This window comes from Psychrobacter sp. UBA3068 (genome assembly GCF_002366815.1).
In the GTDB taxonomy this organism is placed as follows: domain Bacteria; phylum Pseudomonadota; class Gammaproteobacteria; order Pseudomonadales; family Moraxellaceae; genus Psychrobacter; species Psychrobacter namhaensis.
Genome location: NZ_DFBY01000048.1, coordinates 25,877 through 41,553 on the forward strand (window position 1 = coordinate 25,877; position 15,677 = coordinate 41,553).

Annotated in this window: 13 protein-coding genes and 1 tRNA gene; 9 read left to right on the top strand and 5 right to left on the bottom strand. The window is 43.2% G+C overall.

Annotation, left to right across the window (positions count from 1 at the left end; all coding sequences use genetic code 11):
- Positions 1-140: 140 nt before the first annotated feature.
- From B2P60_RS11515 to B2P60_RS11525, 3 genes are all read left to right on the top strand, one after another.
- Positions 141-1,616, top strand: a complete 1,476-nt coding sequence (locus B2P60_RS11515; protein ID WP_286741463.1) for an AAA family ATPase — start codon at positions 141-143, stop codon at positions 1,614-1,616.
- A complete protein-coding gene (locus tag B2P60_RS11520) occupies positions 1,609-2,160 on the top strand; it encodes a hypothetical protein (RefSeq protein ID WP_286741465.1) in 552 nt (183 codons plus the stop codon). Before B2P60_RS11515 ends, B2P60_RS11520 begins: the two co-directional genes overlap by 8 nt.
- A 319-nt stretch (positions 2,161-2,479) precedes the next feature.
- Positions 2,480-3,799 carry a valine--pyruvate transaminase gene (locus tag B2P60_RS11525; protein ID WP_286741467.1) on the top strand — a complete coding sequence of 440 codons (1,320 nt, stop codon included), beginning with the start codon at positions 2,480-2,482 and terminating at the stop codon, positions 3,797-3,799.
- A gap of 76 nt (positions 3,800-3,875) precedes the next feature.
- Here B2P60_RS11525 and B2P60_RS11530 read toward each other — a convergent pair whose 3' ends face one another.
- The 4 genes from B2P60_RS11530 to hisB all read right to left on the bottom strand — a co-directional run bounded on the left by B2P60_RS11530 (position 3,876) and on the right by hisB (position 6,972).
- On the bottom strand, positions 3,876-4,787 hold the full coding sequence (locus tag B2P60_RS11530) for a DJ-1/PfpI family protein (protein WP_230710353.1): 912 nt from the start codon (positions 4,785-4,787) through the stop codon (positions 3,876-3,878).
- A 351-nt stretch (positions 4,788-5,138) separates the two neighbouring features.
- Positions 5,139-5,486, bottom strand: coding sequence for a hypothetical protein (locus B2P60_RS11535; RefSeq protein ID WP_286741468.1), 348 nt, complete (start codon positions 5,484-5,486; stop codon positions 5,139-5,141).
- A 194-nt stretch (positions 5,487-5,680) separates the two neighbouring features.
- Positions 5,681-6,325: an imidazole glycerol phosphate synthase subunit HisH gene (gene hisH / locus B2P60_RS11540; protein ID WP_230710356.1), complete on the bottom strand. Its 645-nt coding sequence runs from the start codon at positions 6,323-6,325 to the stop codon at positions 5,681-5,683.
- Positions 6,325-6,972, bottom strand: coding sequence for an imidazoleglycerol-phosphate dehydratase HisB (gene hisB / locus B2P60_RS11545; protein WP_226949526.1), 648 nt, complete (start codon positions 6,970-6,972; stop codon positions 6,325-6,327). The genes hisH and hisB overlap by 1 nt, the downstream gene beginning before the upstream one ends.
- A 341-nt stretch (positions 6,973-7,313) precedes the next feature.
- Here hisB and B2P60_RS11550 point away from each other — a divergent pair, with 341 nt between their 5' ends.
- From B2P60_RS11550 to B2P60_RS11565, 4 genes are all read left to right on the top strand, one after another.
- A complete protein-coding gene (locus tag B2P60_RS11550) occupies positions 7,314-7,736 on the top strand; it encodes a hypothetical protein (RefSeq protein ID WP_230710358.1) in 423 nt (140 codons plus the stop codon).
- A 123-nt stretch (positions 7,737-7,859) separates the two neighbouring features.
- A tRNA-Phe gene (locus B2P60_RS11555) sits at positions 7,860-7,935 on the top strand.
- Positions 7,936-8,124: 189 nt separating this feature from the next.
- Positions 8,125-8,625, top strand: a complete 501-nt coding sequence (locus tag B2P60_RS11560) for a DUF4385 domain-containing protein (RefSeq protein WP_286741471.1) — start codon at positions 8,125-8,127, stop codon at positions 8,623-8,625.
- Between the two features lie 153 nt (positions 8,626-8,778).
- Positions 8,779-9,459: a phosphoglycolate phosphatase gene (locus B2P60_RS11565; RefSeq protein ID WP_286741473.1), complete on the top strand. Its 681-nt coding sequence runs from the start codon at positions 8,779-8,781 to the stop codon at positions 9,457-9,459.
- Positions 9,460-9,510: 51 nt separating this feature from the next.
- Here the strand turns inward: B2P60_RS11565 and B2P60_RS11570 are convergent, their stop codons facing one another.
- A complete protein-coding gene (locus tag B2P60_RS11570; protein ID WP_286741475.1) occupies positions 9,511-11,091 on the bottom strand; it encodes a YifB family Mg chelatase-like AAA ATPase in 1,581 nt (526 codons plus the stop codon).
- Positions 11,092-11,449: 358 nt separating this feature from the next.
- Here B2P60_RS11570 and B2P60_RS11575 point away from each other — a divergent pair, with 358 nt between their 5' ends.
- Positions 11,450-13,894 (top strand): penicillin acylase family protein, encoded by a 2,445-nt coding sequence (locus tag B2P60_RS11575; protein ID WP_286741477.1) that lies wholly within the window; start codon positions 11,450-11,452, stop codon positions 13,892-13,894.
- Positions 13,895-14,175: 281 nt separating this feature from the next.
- Positions 14,176-15,639 (top strand): oxygen-independent coproporphyrinogen III oxidase, encoded by a 1,464-nt coding sequence (gene hemN, locus B2P60_RS11580; RefSeq protein WP_414706670.1) that lies wholly within the window; start codon positions 14,176-14,178, stop codon positions 15,637-15,639.
- Positions 15,640-15,677 lie beyond the last annotated feature (38 nt).

Sequence of the window (15,677 nt, forward strand, 5' to 3'; positions counted from 1 at the left end):
TAGAATTTTGTAATTGAAAAACTTCACTAAAAAACGAATAGTAAGCTGCACAATTGACTAAAATAGCAGATAATATGTATTGGTGATAATATACTCTATATTTTGAAGTGATGCGCTTTACTAAAAGTAGGAAAGCTATAATGAATTATGATGTTTATATTGAGAATTTAGGTGCTATTAGAGAAGCTAATGTTACTATTACGCCTCTAACAATTCTTGCAGGAGAAAATGGCACGGGTAAAAGCTTTGTTACAAAACTCCTTTACTCTATCTTAAATGTCATTAATACTAATATCTACGCCAAACAAATGACTACTACTATTTCTCAAATAACTAAATTGCTTGAGAAAACTATTAAAAATGAAGACTTAAGTCTTAATGATATTGAATTAATAGAATTGAATTCATTTAAAAATACTTTCAATACATTGAAGAGTATCATAAATGAGGAAGATTTTTTGACATTAGATAATGTTGACTACTCTTCTGTGATAGATATTATCGAGCAATCTTCTTTATTTTTTAAAAAGCACGTAATTCCCAAAGTGATAAATGAAGAAAAAAATTCGAAAGAATCTAGTATCTTTTCGGATACCATGAAAGGAAATATAGGACTTAAAGGGGATTTAAGCAATATAATATTTAGAATCGAAGTTAATACAATAGTTTCAAAGTTAGAAGATTTGGTAACCTATCTTCAAAGCCCAATTAATACCTATATAGAACTTACAAAAGAAGCTCTTCAAAATGAGATCAAAGAAAATTTTCAGATATCAGAATTAAAAGATATCATCAATTTTGGGCAAAGTAGGTGTATTTTTAAAATAAAAGAATTGATTGATATTAGAATAGATATTGATAATGATATATATGTGAAATTTGATCAAAAGTACTTTGAAAAAATAATTCAAATTAATAGACTAGTATTTTTCGAATCTCCGGTTTACTGGCGTTTATTAACATTGATTAATGACAATAATAGACCTTATAAAAGATTACTATCAAAAGAGGTTAATGACGAGAAACTCTCTGGGGTACCAAAACACTTTCTTGACTTAAAAGAACTTTTATTTACTAATTTTAAGGATGGTGAGCGTCCAAGCTTTATTGTCGAAAGTGCTAAGAATTTAAGGGAACAATTAAAAGGCAATTTTGATTCTAGTAATAATGATTTGGTATTTCAAAATCTAGAAGGGCATAGTATATCTAAAAGCTTAGTGTCTTTTGGGATGACAAATATAGGAATTATTCAAGCTGTGCTAAGCAAAAACATTATAAACAAGGGTGCTTTTATTTTCATAGATGAGCCTGAATCTAACCTACATCCTTCTTGGCAAAGCATTCTATCTGAAGTTTTGATAAATCTTTCAACAAATGGCGTGTATGTGATTATTACTACTCATAGCTCGGATATGCTTAAAGCATTAGAGTTTAATATAGACAACAAAGTTCACTTTGAAAATGATAATTTAATTTCGACTAGCTATTTTAATGGGGAAGGAACTCTACTAGAATTAGAAGGTAATAGCTCTATTATGAAAATAGCTTCTGCTAGAGCTGAGTTATTAAAACCTTATAACGCCCTTTCAATTAAAAAGAGTCTTTTTGATGATTGATTTAATGCCTTACAAAAGAATAATTCAGCATGATCCTGATAGAGAAGGTAACATAGAATCGTCAACTAAAAGCGCTATACAATTAGACGGTAATTCTGGGTTAGCTTCAGATTTAGGGTTTAATGCTAATATTCTGAAGAAAGTAGACTACTTTAGATCTGTTGATAATAATGTTTATCTTATAGAGTTAACTAACTTACAAGATGATATTAGAGAATGTATAGAGTGCGATGAGCTCCTTAAAAATTCAGCAGAAGTTAGAAGGATTGTTAAAGAGGTTGATAGTAAAGGATTAAAATCTGTACAGAAAAAATTGTGGATGGAGATATTAGAGGAGTTTAAAGGCAAATGGATGGGTTCAATAGCTGCTTATGAAAGATTATTAAGAAAAAACCCAGTAGATGAAGATCCAGTTTATCATCTAGTAGTGATTCTAAAGGATGATACTGATATCAAGGATAGAGATTTACTGCAAACCACCTTAAATAATAAATTAGTCGGGATGACAGCGACAATTGATGTACGTTTGACAAAAGAAGTTTAGTCTAACTGCTTCGATTAATTAACAATAGTAACCATAGCAAGGCTTTTTAACAGTGATTGAAACGGTAGCTTGGTGGGCTATAGCTTTTACAGCAAGCGTAAAGCAGAATTAGCTACCAAACACTTAATCTCTAAAACCTCAAACCAAAACGCCTTCTATTCATGTAGAGGGCTTTTTTTTACTTCATAAGCTGTATAGACATATAAGTCAATATCTACCCCGCACTTTGCTTATTTTATAGCCCTCATTTGCTATACTAGCCCAACTTTATCGGTTCAATACCCACTTATAACACCCTTCCAAACAGCATGGTAGCCTTATGAAATTCTCAAAGTTCGGTCAAAAATTTACCCAGCCCACTGGCATCTCACAATTAATGGATGATCTGGGCGACGCGCTAAAAAGCGATCAGCCAATTAACATGCTGGGCGGTGGTAACCCTGCCAAAATTGATGCCGTCAATGAGCTGTTTTTGGAGACCTATAAGGCGCTGGGCGTTGATAACGACGCAGGCGTACCCAATAGTAGCGCGATTATTAGCATGGCGAACTACTCCAATCCGCAAGGGGATGCTGGCTTTATCGATGCGTTGGTTGGCTTCTTTAACCGTCATTATGATTGGAACCTCACGGCAGAAAACATCGCCCTGACCAATGGCTCACAGAATGCATTTTTCTATCTGTTTAATCTATTTGGCGGGGCGTTCACAGACGAGCAGAGCGAATCTGTCGACAAGTCCATTCTACTGCCATTGACTCCTGAGTATATTGGCTATAGTGATGTGCATGTGGAAGGGCAACATTTCGCGGCGGTATTGCCACATATCGATGAAGTGACGCATGATGGCGAGGAAGGCTTCTTTAAATATCGCGTGGATTTTGAGGCATTAGAGAACTTGCCAGCGCTCAAGGAAGGTCGTATCGGCGCGATTTGCTGCTCACGCCCGACCAACCCGACGGGCAACGTGCTGACGGATGACGAAATGGCGCATTTGGCTGAGATTGCCAAGCGTTATGACATTCCGCTTATTATCGATAATGCTTATGGCATGCCCTTCCCCAATATTATCTATTCTGATGTTAATTTGCATTGGGATAACAATACGATTCTGTGCTTTAGCTTGTCCAAAATTGGCCTGCCCGGTATGCGTACGGGTATCATCGTGGCCGATGCGAAAGTAATCGAAGCAGTCAGCGCGATGAATGCGGTGGTGAACCTAGCACCGACACGTTTTGGGGCGGCGATTGCCACGCCATTGGTTGCAAACGATCGTATCAAGCAACTATCTGATAATGAGATTAAGCCGTTTTATCAAAAGCAGGCGAAACTTGCGGTGAAGCTGCTAAAAGATGCGTTGGGTGATTATCCGCTCATGATTCACAAGCCTGAAGGCGCGATCTTCTTTTGGTTATGGTTTAAAGACTTGCCGATTACGACCCTTGAGCTGTATGAGCGTTTAAAAGACAAAGGCACATTGATTGTGCCAAGCGAGTACTTCTTCCCCGGTGTCGACGTCAGTGATTATCAGCACGCGCACGAGTGCATTCGTATGAGTATCGCAGCGGACGAGCAGACGCTGACTGATGGTATCAAAGTAATTGGGGAAGTGGTACGCCAACTTTATGATGAAGCCAAGTAAAAACCGTTCGTGATAAACACAAAAAACGGACTTATTAATAGTCCGTTTTTTTGTGCTGTAAGCGCATACCAACCTTTTAGTTAAGCGCTTTTAGTAATTCCTTAGCGCTAAGCTTACCAAACTCATTGGCCGCCAAAGGGCCATCCCCTGAGATGAGCTTTCTATCTTGGTGTGTCTGCCCTGATGCCAGTTTATTATCAATCGTGACGCCTAGCTCTTCGAGTTTATCCCCAAAGTACCAAGGCATAGTACCCGGCAAATAGCCGAGTTTTGGCATTTGCTTATCCATTGCAGTTGGGAACGCGACTATCTCATAACCTTTAAAGATAAACTCGCACTCAGACTTAGCGTCTTTATTTGCCGTATCAAGATCGCCTAAGTTAGCCGCTAATAAAGCCGCAGGTCCATGGCAAATCGCTAACACGAATAAGTCGTTGTCATAACCCCACCGTAGCAATTCGCCAAGACTTTCATCTTCCGGCAAGCCAAGCATTGCGCCATGACCACCTGGGATAAATATGGCCGCATAGTCATCGCTATCGGTCATGTCATTTTTGACAAAGTCAGCGATACTTTTAGGTTTCTCAAGCTTTGACTGGTATTCCGCGTATATTTGTTTGACGTCGTCATCGTCTTCTGGCATCGCCCACTGCTCGACTTTGACAGACTCCCCATTTGGCGTAAAGACGTCCACATTGAAGCCCGCTTTTTTAAAGTGCAACAAAGGCACCATCATCTCAACCGGATGATTGCCAGTCTCAAACTTCTTACCGTTTTCCATGGTCATGTATTGCTGCTCGGTACAGACCATCAGGATTTTTTTATTGCCGGTATAAGGCGTGTCGTACTCGGTATGGTCGTAATTGGTTTTGTTTGGTGCTGCCAATTTTAACGATGACTTCGAAGGAATATACACGCCCGCGTTGGTTTCTTGGGGCTGTAAACCCAACGTATCTTTTGCATTGTCTAGTAGGTCTTGAATATTCATAGTGCTTCCTATTTATTATTATAACCATCCCAAAACGGTCGATTAACTTGGTCAAACTTTTGGAAGGTGTTAGTTATAGTGAACGGATAGCGAGTTAAGTAATAAATAAAGACGATAATTTTAAAAGACACGTCAATGTCGCTACCCTTTGAATTTAAGATAACAAACTGAGGAAGCGTTAAATAGTACAGACTTTTTATATTTCGTAAGCTTTGTAAGTGTGAGTTGCTAAGCGTCTACGTTACGGAGTAGCTAATCTGGCAAATTACAGTAATGACTAGTGAGGCGATCAGTAAAAAGTCTTAAAAACGTGAATTGTAAAAATGTGACACACAGCAACTAAAAAACGGACTAGTAGTCCGTTTTTTTATGGCGTTTAACCTGAGTGACTGACTGAAAAATTTTTGTCCATAAGGTGAGAGCATAGAGCACGTACGGCCACAAGCCAGTATTCACAATATCATGAATGCTGGCCTTTAGCTCAGCACGTCCCATCCCTGAAACGCCCAACTCGGTGATGGTATGGCGGTTATCCAAATACTCACCCAAGAGGGCAATACCCGTCACCAGGATTAAAGCCATAAACGCCCTGACACTGTATTTTTTGAAGAGTGGACGCAGCAGAATTAAACTCAATAGATACACGCTCATACCGACGTAAATATGCAGCGCATCTTTTTCTAGCCCTGTGGCATTCATAATGCCTGTCTTAAAGATATAAAAGTCCACTTTGTTTTCCACATATAAAAGAGTAGGAAATAACTAAAAATAAAAAAGAGTTTGCGACAATGCAAACTCTCTTGCGCGAGGCAAAACCGTGCTTTGCGCCCTCCTCGCTCAGGTTACACACTTACTAACTCATCCTACTGCACCAAGTCTTCAACTCATATTGTCTAAATGTCCCACTCCACAAAGTTCTTTAACAATTGTAAGCCCGCGGTATGGCTTTTTTCGGGATGGAACTGAGTGGCAAACAAGTTATCTTGCACGATACTGGCACAAAACGGCTGACCATAATCACAGATAGCAGCCACTTGTGAGCTATCGCTAGGCTCGCAATAATAGCTGTGCACAAAATAAAAATGCGCGTTGTCTTCGATACCATGCCACAACGGATGATCAAGATCCATGCCGCTGATGGTATTCCAGCCCATGTGCGGCACTTTGATGGTCGCGCCTTGCTCATCCCTCCACGTGGGATCGAACGCTTCTACGCTGCCCTTTAAAATACCAAGACAATTTGTCCCACCATTTTCTGCTGACTGCTCAAACAGTGCTTGCATACCGACACAGATGGCCATGACAGGCTTTTTGAATATCGCCTGCTGTATGACTTCATCGATGCCAGCATCTTTCATGCCAGCGATACAGTCTCGCATCGCACCAACGCCCGGAAATACGATCTTATCCGCAGCCGCGACTACTTTTGGGTCATTAGTGATAGCCACTTCGGCACCGACGAGCGCCAGCGCTTTGCTCACAGAATGCAGATTGCCCATACCATAATCTAATAACGCTACTTTGGTCACTTTGGCCATTAAAACGCCTCTTTTGTCGATGGCAGGGTGTTAAGCGCGCGCTCATCATACTCACAAGCCATACGCAGCGCACGGGCAAACGCTTTAAAGGTTGACTCGATTTGATGATGGCTGTTTTTGCCTTTGAGGTTGTCCAGATGCACCGTCATCCATGAGTGATTGACGAAACCATAAAAGAACTCGCTAAACAAATCGACATCAAAGCGGCCCACATGCGAGCGCGTAAAAGGAATGTCCATGTGCAGGCCTGGGCGACCGGATAGATCAACGACTGCACGGGTCAAAGACTCATCTAGAGGCGCGTAAAAATGCCCGTAACGGCGGATGCCTTTTTTATCACCAAGCGCTTTATTAAACGCTTGGCCTAGCGTAATACCCGTGTCTTCAACGCTATGGTGATCATCGATAAACGTGTCGCCTGTACATTTGATGTCTAAGTCAAACAAGCCGTGACGTTTGATTTGATCGATCATATGATCCAAAAATGGCACACCTGTATCCACCACCCCTTGACCTGTACCATCAAGGTTTACGGTACAAGTGATTTGTGTTTCAGCCGTATTGCGTTCCACAGTCGCAGTACGGGCGGGACGACCATATAGGTTTGCATTTGGCGAAGGGTTTTGCTCAGAAGCATTGGCTGTCATGGCGACTCTCTATCAATAAAAAGCGGTCAATAAAATAGGGCAAAAAAACACCCAGTACATTTTGCTAGCATCTAAATTCGTTAACCATAAAGATGTTCTAAAAATATCTCAAAGAAGGCATAGTGTTTATACAAGATACTAAAGTTTGATTTTTAGCATAGGTGACACTGTCTATTCTCATCATAGCAAACCCTAACATTTACTGCCACGACCAAGCCGTAAACCACGCACAAAATTGCCTCATTCTGCTAAAATAGTGACTTCAGTTTAATCAATCATGACCGACGCTATAACGCCACGCTATATCATATTATAGAAACCGTCTGTTTATAGGAACTCCTATGCCTTTAGAAGCGATTGCCATCCACAGCTTGGATACGCCCCTGATTAAAAAGCCTGCCCGTGAGAATGAGCTATCGGAGCGTCTACACGCCTTGTATGATAGCGATGATACACAGCCTGATGGAGCAGAAGTATTAAGTCTCGTTGAGCAAGGCTTTAAACGGGGTCAATGTCTCTATGTCGGCATGTTCAATGACAAACCTATCGCGGCCGTTGCCTGCTTTGATGATGGGCAAACCAATGCCAAGCGTTTGCAATACCTGACGGTACATCCACAAAATCGCGGCCGTGCCATCGATGCAAAATTCATTAAACTGGTCTATGATGCTGAGGTAAAAAAAGGCGTACGTGAATTTGTTCCTGCTGATGCCGATATTCATCGTATCATGAGCGAGTACGAGCTACTGCGCGTCAAGGACTAAACACAGCTTTAAACCCTTTGATTTTATCAAAATTTGCTTATTTTTGGTCTTTTATCACATATAATGCGAAAATAGCTTGACAGCGACGCGTATATTTAGTTTAATAGCGACCTCAACGAAGACGGCTCGATAGCTCAGTAGGTAGAGCAACGGATTGAAAATCCGTGTGTCGGCAGTTCGATCCTGCCTCGAGCCACCATTCGTTACTAGATTCGAAAAACCCTCAAATAGTGATATTTGAGGGTTTTTTTATGCCTGAAAATAGTGCGATTTTATGGCAATAAAGTCTATCACTCTCAGCCTTTCACAGCTGGACAACATTTTTAGACTGTTTTTTAAACGGCTCGGCTCAGTATACTAAAACTCACTGCCCACAACAGGGGACGTTATGAGAGAGTTTGATTACGATTTGGACTATCAAAACTTGGATTTGCGCGCGCAGCCTGAGTTGTATCGGGTTGGCCGCGGTGAGCAAGGCGTGTTATTGGTCGAGCCTTATAAATCTGAGATACTGCCGCATTGGCGCTTTGCGACGCCTGATATTGCCCGCGAGAGCAGCGAGACGATTTATCAGATGTTTTTGGATTATCTGGCGGCTGATGATTTTGTTGGCGCTGATATGGCGCGTAAATTTATCCAGATGGGCTATACCCGCGCCCGCCGCTATGCCAATCATAAAGGCGGTAAAAAGTACAAAGGCCCAGTCCCAGATGATAAAAAAGGCCAAAGCGGGGCGCACGGACGTGAAGAGCTACCACGGCAAGATGAGGACCCAATTAAAGCAGAATCAGCGCGTATTTTTAAACAAAAATGGGATCTGTGCCGCAAAAACGAGCGTTATTTGATGATGAAAGCTGAACATCGTGAGCGTTATAAAGACGTTGAATAAGCATAAAACGCTTTAATAATCATGCCTCGCATGTCAAATAATAATGGTTTTATCATGGCTAGCGGCAAAACAGTGAGGCTTAACGACTTGCTGTGTTAAGGTAATAAACCCTAGCATCCCTCTTCCAAAATATCTATTACGCGGACACCAATAATGACAATAGACAATAAGAAACTTTTGATTTTTGATTTTGATGGCACATTGATCGACAGCGTCCCAGACTTGGCTGACGCCGCCAATATCATGCTTGGCCAGTTAGGAAAGCCGAGCTATCCTATTGACACCATACAAGAGTGGGTAGGCAACGGCTCACGTATGCTGGTTGAGCGCGCACTCTCTGGTAGCATTGAGGTTGATCCCCATCTGTCAGACGCAGAGATAGAAGCGGCTGAGCGTTTGTTTTTCGATGCGTATGCTGCCCACGACACGAGCAAGACCAGCGCTTATCCTGACGTCGAGACAGGTTTAAAACAGTTAACAGACGCTGGTTTTACCCTAGCATTGGTCACCAATAAACCGATACGCTTTGTGCCCGACATATTAGCAAGCCTAGGCTGGACTTCATATTTCGCCATGGTCTTGGGCGGTGATAGCTTATCTGTCAAAAAACCCGATCCTGCACCCTTATTGCATGTTTGTGAGACACTACAGTTTGATCCCACCCAAGCGCTCATGATTGGGGACTCTATCAATGACATCCAAGCTGGCAAGCGTGCCAATATCGATACGGTTGGCTTATCGTATGGTTATAATTATGGCAAAGATATTCGTGATAGCCAGCCTAACCAAGCCTTTGACAGTTTTAAGGCACTGCTAGATTGGGTACTCAAATAAAAAGGGTAGTCAGCTCACCACAATAGAAATGTGGCTGACATTTGACCTCTGTTATTTACTGCGATAACTGAGGGCCTCAGAGACATGGGCACTAGTGATATCAGCACTATCGGCAAGATCTGCAATGGTACGTGCGACTCGCAATACTCGATGATAGCCACGTGCCGATAAATTTAAGCGTTGCTGAGCGAGCTGCAGTAATTGCTGCTCACTCTCCCCTAGGGGCAGATATTTGTCAATCTCGCTAGGGCTAAGCTCGTTGTTTACTTTTTTCTGCCGTTGTAATTGGCGCTTGTGAGCAGCAGCGACTCGAAGCCGAACCTGCTCGGAGGTTTCGCCAGCCTCCGCATTTTGCAAATCAGCAATCGGTAACGCCGGTACCGTGATGTGCAAATCAATACGATCAAGCAGTGGCCCTGATAGTTTGTCTTGATAGCGTCTAATCTGCTCAGGACGGCAGCGACAACGGCCTGATGTGTCACCATCATAACCACACGGACAGGGATTCATGGCAGCAACTAATTGAAAATTGGCTGGAAAAGTCATTTGAGAGTTGGCGCGGCTAATGGTGATTTGCTTGGCTTCTAATGGCTGGCGTAATACCTCCAGCACACTCCGATCAAACTCTGGCAGTTCATCAAGAAACAAAACGCCTTTATTGGCAAGGGTAATCTCGCCAGGTTTGGGGCGCGAGCCACCACCCACCAACGCCACTGCCGATATGGTGTGGTGAACTTGCCTAAATGGCCGTGTACCATAATCATAATCGCTATCTGCGACAGAATACGTACTGGCGACCTCTAACGCATCCTCAGCGCTCAAATCTGGCAAAATAGTCGGTAGCCGCGATGCCATCAACGTCTTGCCTGAGCCGGGCGGCCCTGTAAATAGTAACGAATGGCCGCCTGCTGCTGCAATCTCAAGCGCGCGCCTAGCATGATGCTGTCCTTTCACATCCGCTAGATCCACTTTATAGCCTACCTGCTTTGGTGCGGGGCTAGGCGGTACCACCTCTAAACGCGTATCAAGCTCACCTGAGTCTGATAATGACTGCAAATGATCACAAACGCTCTTTAAACTTGGTGCGGCTAATATCGTCACACCATCCACACGACTGGCCTCAGCACCGTTCTTGATTGGTACGATGAGTTGCGGTGTCGTCTGCACTGAAGGTGATGCTTCACTGCGCTTTTGGCTACTATCTTCTAACACTTGTGCTAATTTTAATGCCAATCCTTCAGCTTTGATCGCACGTGCGACTGCCAGACTACCTGTCACCTGCCGAAGCTCACCATTGAGCGCTAACTCACCAATAAACTCAAATCCTGATAGCACGTCCGGTTCCAACTGCCCACTTGCCGCCAGTATTCCTATGGCAATGGGTAGATCCAGACGGGCACCATCTTTTGGCAAATCAGCAGGTGCCAGATTAATCGTCAGACGCCGATTGGGAAACTGAAAACCAGAGTTAAGAATCGCAGAACGTACGCGATCCTTACTTTCTCGTACCGCCGCTTCAGGCAAACCGACAATGGTCAGGGCTGGCAGTCCTTGCGATAAATGCACCTCAATAATAACCTTAGGCGCATGCAAACCGACGACCGAACGGGTATAAACTTGAGCAAACGACATCAGTGCTTCCTAATATAGGGAATAATTTATCATAAAGTATTATTTATTAGTGCGCAAATGTCGTCTTTTATTACCTAATTTATTTACTAGCGTAGACAACAAAAACTGTTATATGATAAACCAGTGCTCTTACTTTCAGTCTACTTTGGCTACACTGTTTGATAAATTATCTAAAAGGTCACCTACTAGCAATACCATCAGAACGTTAGATAATCTTAATCTCACTACAGCCTCACTACAAGACACTCAAGATCAGCAAGAGTATTGGCAATAAAAGGACTTTATTGATCATACCAAGTTTGCTGGCCGCGTTTTACCGCAAATTTATACAACACAATTAACCATGGATGGATAATTTATGAGCATCAAATTGCTTAATCAGCGCGTGCCCAAGCTCGCACTCCTCTCAATTGCCGTCTCAATTGGGCTGTCTGGTTGTTTTGGAAATGACAACAATAGCTCGGTAACACCGCAACAGACTTACTCAGTTGACATCCAACGTACTGAATTCGGTATACCTCATATCACTGCCAATGATTATAAAAGTCTAGGCTATGGCGTTGGTTATGCTTTTGCAGAAGATAACTTTTGCTCACTGGCGAAAGAAGTTGTCGTCGCTAGCGGTGAGAGTATGCGATATTTGGGTGATCAAGGTAACCTAGCTAATGATGTATTTTATACGTGGTATAACTCTCCTGAGCGACGTGCTGAATTCTTAGCAGCTCAGGACCCTGAAACTATCGATGCAGTGACGGGTTATGCGGCAGGTTATAGCAGGTATTTGCGCGATACAGGTGTCGCTAATATCGACCCAGCTTGTGCCAACGCTGAGTGGGTTCGAGAGATCACTACTGATGATTTATTGACAGTTTATGGCAAAGCCAATTTACGTGGTGGACTCTCTAACTTCGTGGGCGCTATCGTTGCCGCTACGCCACCAGCACAAGACGTGGTTATGGGCAGCTCAAGAATGAGCAGCGCTGAGACAACTTCAGCAGCCGATTCTGCTCCTGAGTTCGATATGACGACGATTAACGTCTTAAATGGCGGTAGTAATGCTTATGCCTTTGGTAGCGAAGTCACAGGTACTGACAAGGGTATTCTCTATGGTAACCCACATGAACCGTGGAACGGTGTTCAGCGCTTCTATGAGTTTCATTTGACAATACCAGGTGAGCTGGATGTTATGGGTGCAGCCCAACAAGGTCAGCCTTTTATCAACATCGGCTTCAATAAAGATGTCGCATGGAGTCACACGGTTTCTACCGCCAAACGCTTTACCCTTTATCAGCTAAGCTTGGTAAACGGTGATCCTATGAAGTATAACTATCTAAATAGCGATGGTGTGCTTGAGCAGCGTGATATCGAAGAAGTCGAGGTGACAGTTAAGTTGCCAGATGGTGGGGAACGCGTTGAATCTTTGTATCTATCTCAATATGGACCGATGTTGAATGCCAAAGCGCTGAACGGTCAACTGCCTAGTTGGGGTGATGCCAGCAACGTGGCCTATACTATTCGTGATGCGGCTTCTGAAAACCCACGCGCACTCAATCAGTGGCGTAGTATGAACATGGCAACTAGCGTTGAAGACCTGAAGGATAGAATGCAAGGGATTCTAGGTCTAGGATTTGTCAATACCATAGCAACCGACCGTTACGGTAAAGCACTTTATGCAGATATATCAACCGTTCCTAATGTGACAGCAGAAAAACTGGCGGCTTGTAGTGCTAATGCTGGTCCAGCTCTTGGCGCTTTAATAGCATCCAACTTACCTGCACTCAATGGTAGTACTGCTGCTTGTGAATGGGGTAATGATGCAGATTCACCGCAAGCAGGTATCTTCGGTGGTTCAAACTTACCATTTTTGATTCGTGATGACTACGTTCTTAACTCAAATGATTCTTACTGGCTTAGTAATGCAGAGCAGCCGCTAACAGGGTTTTCGCCGCTATTGAGACGTGAGTTGTTACCTTTCTCTGAAGATGCTAAACCCCTCTCTCCCCGTACTCGTATGGCCTTTACCCAAATATTTGATCGATTAAGTAATAAAGATGGTTTAGGCGGTCATACCTTTGATCTTGATAGCCTGCAACAGGTTGTCTACAGTAATCGCAGTTATGCCGCTGAATTGGTACTTGATGATATCTTAGAAGACTGTCGAGCCAATCCGACATTACCACTATCGGGTGGTAGTACTATTGATGCTACTCAAGCTTGTGACATCCTAAGCAACTGGGATCGCCGTAATAATCTTGATAGTAAAGGCGCTCATGTCTTTAGAAAATTCTGGAGCAACTTGGGGTTTAACAGCTATGCAGGATTTAGAGTGCCCTTTGATAAAAACGATCCTCTCAATACCCCGCGTGACTTGATCATTAATGACAAAATGCGTACCGCTTTAGGCGATTCTATTAACTATTACAATAGTAAAAATATTGCGCTTGATGCCAAGCTCGCCGACTTACAATTTGTTATTGATGATAGCGAAAACGGTGAGAAGATTCCTATGCACGGGGGCTTCGGAGGCGAAGGCGTTTTTAATGTTGCAAGCTCAAGCCAAAACAGTGATGGCACTTATGGTCCAATCACCAATGGTCCAACTTATATGCAATCAGTCACATTTGATGACAAAGGCCCTGTTGTTGAAGCCTTATTGGCCTTCTCGCAGTCAGCAGATAGCACTCGTCCCTATCATCGTGACCAAACACGGCGCTACTCAGCAAAAGACTGGATTCGTCTGCCCTTTAATAAGACGGACATCAATGAGCAAGCAGTGGGCAATATCATTCAGTTAAGAGAATAGTAACGGTAAATCAAACGTAGAATAAGAAACCTCAGCTCCGAACTGGGGTTTTTTTGGATCATACGAAATAGGACTTTTTTAAGAAAGAAAAGCACGCCCCGACCACCCCACTGCTAATAAGGATTTGCTATAATAGCGACTATACATGCAGCCATGAATAACCTATCAGCAGCAATATCTAGGATTAAAACGAGGAACACCGCATGACAGACCCTTCAGCACAAAACAATCCGCAGCCTTACAACAATGCGGATGCGCAACCGTCGACCACGCGCCCTGTTATGCAGACAGAAAGTCCTTATGCCAGTACGCGTGGCAGTATCACTAGTAAGCAGCTGCCCGCCTTTGATGAAACCATTATCCATAAGTACAATCGTTCAGGGCCTCGCTACACCTCTTATCCAACGGCGCTTGAATTCTCACCAATCCCTGACGATCTTGAGACAAAAATTCTTCAAAACCGTGAAGCCCGTGCGCCTCTGTCCTTATATTTTCATATCCCATTCTGTCGTCACCTTTGTTATTACTGCGCTTGCAATAAAATTATCACCAAAAAAAATAGCGACTCAGGCGATTATTTGCAGTACTTAATTGCTGAGATTAAGCACAAACGCCGCCTGCTATCGGCGCCAGAAGGCAGCAGCAAGCCTCTGGTTAAGCAACTGCACTTAGGCGGTGGCACGCCCACGTTTTTGCGTGATGAGGAAATGGTTCAGTTGTGGGAATTTTTGCAGACCCAGTTTGAGTTTCTACCTGAAGACCAAGGCGACTACTCTATTGAAATTGACCCACGCGAGTTGAGTGGCGAGACGCTGAAAACGCTACGTAATCTTGGTTTTAATCGGATTAGCTTAGGGGTACAAGATTTAGATGAGACGGTACAAATTGCCGTCAATCGTGTGCATTCAGCAGAGTTGATTGAAAATGTGTTGAACGAAGCACGCGAGTTGGGCTTTCACTCTATCAATATCGATCTGATTTACGGTCTACCGCATCAAACGCCTGTCACCTTAGCTAAAACGGTGCAACGCATTATTGAGATGTCACCAGACCGTCTGTCAGTATTCAACTACGCCCATCTGCCAGAACGTTTTAAAGCCCAGCGTCAAATCAAAGATGAGGACTTGCCAAGCCCAGCCGCTAAGCTGACTATGCTGGGTAATACCATCAATACGCTAACAGAAGCGGGCTATCAATATATCGGTATTGATCATTTTGCCAAGCCTGATGACGAGCTGTCAGTGGCCCAGCGCGCAGGCAAGTTACATCGTAACTTCCAAGGTTACACCATCATGGGCGACTGTGATTTATTGGGTTTCGGGGTCTCATCCATCAGTCAGATTGCCAATGCTAACACGCGCTACATCCTACAAAACGATACCGACTTACAAGGCTATCACGCCAACATTGATGCTGCGCAAACCAATCTGATGACTATGCCTGCGGTAAAGTATATTAAAACGTCTATCAAAGATCGCCTGCGTGAATACGTCATTATGAATTTGTTGTGCCACGACTACATTGACTTCAAAGACGTGAATCAAAAATTCGGTATCGATGCCATTACCTATTTTATTGATGAAATTCAACAATTGGGTGCGATGCAAGAAGACCGTTTAATTGACATGGACGCAGCGGGTATTCGAGTATTACCCAAAGGTCGTCTATTAGGCCGCAATGTCGCCATGGTGTTTGACGAATATCTTGAGAAAAAACACAAAAACCGTTTTTCAAAAGTTATTTAAAAAATGGCTCTATAAGACAATTAGCGGCCATAAAAAAG

Coding starts and splice junctions, on each gene's coding strand:
- B2P60_RS11530 (WP_230710353.1), bottom strand. CDS start 4,787: ATGAATATTCAAGACCTACTAGACAATGCAAAAGATACGTTGGGTTTA.
- B2P60_RS11520 (WP_286741465.1), top strand. CDS start 1,609: ATGATTGATTTAATGCCTTACAAAAGAATAATTCAGCATGATCCTGAT.
- B2P60_RS11515 (WP_286741463.1), top strand. CDS start 141: ATGAATTATGATGTTTATATTGAGAATTTAGGTGCTATTAGAGAAGCT.
- hisH (WP_230710356.1), bottom strand. CDS start 6,325: ATGGCCAAAGTGACCAAAGTAGCGTTATTAGATTATGGTATGGGCAAT.
- B2P60_RS11570 (WP_286741475.1), bottom strand. CDS start 11,091: ATGTCGTTTGCTCAAGTTTATACCCGTTCGGTCGTCGGTTTGCATGCG.
- B2P60_RS11575 (WP_286741477.1), top strand. CDS start 11,450: ATGAGCATCAAATTGCTTAATCAGCGCGTGCCCAAGCTCGCACTCCTC.
- hemN (WP_414706670.1), top strand. CDS start 14,176: ATGCAGACAGAAAGTCCTTATGCCAGTACGCGTGGCAGTATCACTAGT.
- B2P60_RS11565 (WP_286741473.1), top strand. CDS start 8,779: ATGACAATAGACAATAAGAAACTTTTGATTTTTGATTTTGATGGCACA.
- hisB (WP_226949526.1), bottom strand. CDS start 6,972: ATGACAGCCAATGCTTCTGAGCAAAACCCTTCGCCAAATGCAAACCTA.
- B2P60_RS11560 (WP_286741471.1), top strand. CDS start 8,125: ATGAGAGAGTTTGATTACGATTTGGACTATCAAAACTTGGATTTGCGC.
- B2P60_RS11535 (WP_286741468.1), bottom strand. CDS start 5,486: ATGAATGCCACAGGGCTAGAAAAAGATGCGCTGCATATTTACGTCGGT.
- B2P60_RS11550 (WP_230710358.1), top strand. CDS start 7,314: ATGCCTTTAGAAGCGATTGCCATCCACAGCTTGGATACGCCCCTGATT.
- B2P60_RS11525 (WP_286741467.1), top strand. CDS start 2,480: ATGAAATTCTCAAAGTTCGGTCAAAAATTTACCCAGCCCACTGGCATC.